Source organism: Clostridioides sp. ES-S-0108-01 (genome assembly GCF_020662285.1).
Lineage (GTDB): Bacteria > Bacillota > Clostridia > Peptostreptococcales > Peptostreptococcaceae > Clostridioides.
On sequence record NZ_JADGMN010000056.1, the window covers coordinates 1 to 2,672 of the forward strand.

The following is a 2,672-nucleotide window of genomic DNA, read 5'->3' on the forward strand; positions in this document are numbered from 1 at the left end:
TTGAGATTACTATATTTCATATAAAAATAGCATAAAATACTTACTTTTCTATGTCCTTTTCTATTGACACGAAAAAAGTCTTGTAAGTATTGGAATTGCTAGTTTGTAATAGATTTTAGATGCAGAACTACAGTTTTATAAAAAAGAGCATTAAAATTTATTGAAGATATAAATAAAGTAATTCATATTTGAATAGTAAAAAAAAATTATTTTTTTGTCCAAAAAACGAATCCTAAGTTGTTATATATATAATTAAATAAATAGGAGGGTGTTTTTATGAAGTTAAAAAAAATTAATAAACTGTTGGCTCTATCTATAGTAACTGCTGTTGTAATAAATCCATTTGGGTCAATCGCAAATGCTATGAGTTCAAATGAAGCTGGGAATCAACATGAAAGTATTGAAAAAACAAATTTTAAGGTTTTAAGTGATGATTTAGATAATATCATTTATACTTATGATGAGCAAGGAACTAGTTATAGAGTTGAGGAAAAAGTTGCAAATGACTTATCTTCAGTTAAAAGTACTATTTATGAGAAAAATAACAACAATGAATATATTATCTCTTCTAAATTGGAAACAACTATTAGTGACAATGAAGTTACTCTTAAAACACAAGAAAATAATAATGTAACAACTGAAGTTGTACCATTAAGTGATTTAATTACAGTTAATGGAGAACCTACATATGATGATAGTATGGCAAAAAATAGAGATACTTGGACATATAATCAAACACTAAAAACTTCATCTAAATTTTTAACTTATACACTAGGTGCAATAACAGCTGTCATAACAACTGCTGTTAGTTTTAAACTTGGAGAGGGTGGTAAGTTGTTGGCTGCTGCAATTAGTTCAGTAGCACAAAAAGTTATAAGTGACAACATAAAACAAGTTTACTACAAAAAAGATTTTTACTATACTTATTATCAAAATACAATTTTACCTAGAGGAGAAAAAGTTATATCAAAAGCATATAGAAACTCTGGAAGAACTCAACAAATTGGAAAAACAATGACTGATTATTATTATAGATAGAAAGGATAATTAAATGTTAAAACTAAAAACTAGATTATATATATTATTTATAACTTATTTGATTTTATTATTTTCAAAAACAATTCAATTTGAATTAGGAATATTTATTCTTTTAGGTATTCAATGTATATTTTTTATTATAGATTCTATTTATTATTATAGAAAATCAGACAACAAAAAATCGATAATATCACTTATAAGTGCTGTTATATTAATGCTACCCTTTGGAGCTACTTATATAATAAATCATTTATAATATTTTAAGTTGTAAATTACTAAATAAGTATAGTTTTAACAGTTTGAAAAATAATTGATAATTAAGATATATCTATTTTTAAATGAATAAAAAATTTCTCAGATAATACAAAGAGAGAACTAGATACCTAGTTCTCTTTTATTTTTTATAAATAAAAAAAGTCTTAATTCATAATCAAGATTATATAAGTTATATAGTTTTAATATAAATTTCAAAATTAAAAGAAAATAAGATTTATATGTTGCAAGAAACAAAAATTTAAAAAGAAATATGAAAAAAATAGAAATATAGAAAATTTTGCTAGTAATATTTAATAACTAGAATTATAATAAACTTATACAAAAAATTGAATATAAAAAAAGACTACTACCTCAAGTTTGGTCGCCAAACCAATTTTGAGTTAATACTAACTATCTCTCACATAGCATAGTAAATAGTAATCTTTTACTATATATATTAAATATATAGCTAATTATCAATTATGATATACTTTAGATTATAAAATATCTTATAAGCAAAATCAAGGTGATAATTAATAAAAGATGAAATTTAAAGACTTGTTTGAGAATAGGACAAGTCTTTTTTTAATGCAGAGATGCAAGAAGTTTTATAAGGAAGTGTGTTTGACTTAGAGCAAACCGAATGGCTCGACAGAGTACAGGGGTAGCCGACTAAACACTTGGATTGAGTTCCAACACCATATTAATACTAACTGGTACTAGTATAAAGGGGTGAGAGTAGTAACTAGGCACTACAAAGATAAGAGCTAGGGATGGCAACACTTAGTGGAAATACTCAAATATACTGTCTATTGTTGGGGTGTTGGTAGACTGTGTTAAATCACAAAGTAGAGTATTAAGGCTTGTATCAGTCCAACGTTGCACGGTCGTAACGTGTCAATCCTATTGGGTTTGAGATATGGAAAGTAACCACGGACAGTAGTTCGTGGGTAACTATGTCCATTTACAAAACCTTTAGGTTTCCATAAAAAAATATAGATGTCAAATATTTAGTAATTTAATAGTTTGTATTAAACATAGTTAGATATATTGTAATAAAATTAAAATGTTGACTATGTTATAATTATTTATAACAAGAAGATGAAATCTATGTTTTATAGCATGAAGTAAAAAACCTCTATATGATAGGAGGTGAAAAAGTATGGATATATTTTTATTAGGTATATTATCTAGTTTATTTTATAAATAAGTTATTTAATATAAAGAAAAAACTAAAAAGCCACTCGAATTGTGAACTATACCCCTCTTAGGAGACAGTTAAAATATGTAAAACTGTCTAAACTAGGAGGGTTTTGTTATGTCTAAAACTAAAGTATCATCAGATCAAAAAATCGAAGCAATTGAATCATATTTAAAGG

Annotated in this window: 1 protein-coding gene; it reads left to right on the forward strand. The window is 25.3% G+C overall.

Features of this window, described 5'->3' with window-relative positions; genetic code table 11:
• Nucleotides 1-276: 276 nt before the first annotated feature.
• Nucleotides 277-1,038 carry a hypothetical protein gene (locus IR152_RS19625; protein ID WP_227453505.1) on the forward strand — a complete coding sequence of 254 codons (762 nt, stop codon included), beginning with the start codon at nucleotides 277-279 and terminating at the stop codon, nucleotides 1,036-1,038.
• The last annotated feature ends 1,634 nt before the right edge of the window (nucleotides 1,039-2,672 follow it).